Raw genomic sequence first — 878 nt, 5'->3', positions numbered from 1 at the left:
TAGGCCATGTGGACGGATTGGGTTGAGCAACGGGTAGGTAGATTCCCAAATCAGCGCGTCGATGATTCATGGCGGGTCGGCTTCAGGAGGCGCGACCATGCTGACGGGAATGATGGAGGACGATTGGGCAAAGGTGCTGCAGGTCTTTGCTGCCTCGTGTTCCCGGCGAGGTGCCAAGGGCCGCAATGACCGCCGCTTCCTCGAAGCGCTGCATTATTTCACCGTCCATAACATCACGTGGCGGGCACTGCCCTCCTGCTTTGGCAACTGGAACTCAGTCTGGAAGCGGTTCTGGCGCTTGAGCCGGGCCGGCGTGTTCGAGGCCTTCTTCGAGGCTTTGGCGGCTCTGAGCGAGACCGCACACCTGGTGCAGATGTTCGACTCCACTATCGTGCGGGCGCATGTCTCGGCAGCAGGCGCAAAAGGGGGCAGAACCGACAGGCTCTGGGCCGCTCCCGGGGTGGGTTCTCAACCAAGATCCACCTCAAGACCGACTGGGATGGCGACCCGCTGGGCTTTTGCCTGACCGGCGGTGAGGTCAGCGACAGTCCTCACTTCGAGACGCTGCTCGATCTTGGCCCCGGCATCACGCCGCGGGCGGCTGTGGGCGACAAGGGCTATGACGCCAAAGCCAACCGACAGGCTGCCCGCGACCGAGGGATCTGCCCGGTGATCCCATACAGGTCCAATACTAAGAAGCAGCCCACGTTCTTTCCCAAGGCGCTCTACCGTGGACGGGCTCGCATCGAGCAGACCATGGGAAAGCTCAAGCGCTTCAAACGCGTTGCTTTACGCTGCGAGAAGACTGACGAGAACTACAGCTCGGTCGTCGCGCTTGCTCTGAGCTTTATCCTCATCAAATCCGTCCACACGACCTA

2 protein-coding genes are annotated in these 878 nt (G+C 61.2%); both read left to right on the top strand.

The features are described 5' to 3' along the window. The first annotated feature begins 61 nt into the window (after positions 1-61). On the top strand, positions 62-526 hold the full coding sequence (locus ILT44_RS32120; protein ID WP_372441303.1) for a transposase: 465 nt from the start codon (positions 62-64) through the stop codon (positions 524-526). Next, a partial coding sequence (locus ILT44_RS30535) for an IS5 family transposase (protein ID WP_239468654.1) occupies positions 445-878 on the top strand: 434 nt, incomplete at its 3' end. The genes ILT44_RS32120 and ILT44_RS30535, both read left to right, overlap by 82 nt.

This window comes from Microvirga arvi, from assembly GCF_016892765.1.
Classification (GTDB): Bacteria; Pseudomonadota; Alphaproteobacteria; order Rhizobiales; family Beijerinckiaceae; genus Microvirga; species Microvirga arvi.
This window is presented reverse-complemented; position numbering and strand designations above follow the sequence as displayed.

Coding starts and splice junctions, on each gene's coding strand:
- ILT44_RS32120 (WP_372441303.1), top strand. CDS start 62: ATGATTCATGGCGGGTCGGCTTCAGGAGGCGCGACCATGCTGACGGGA.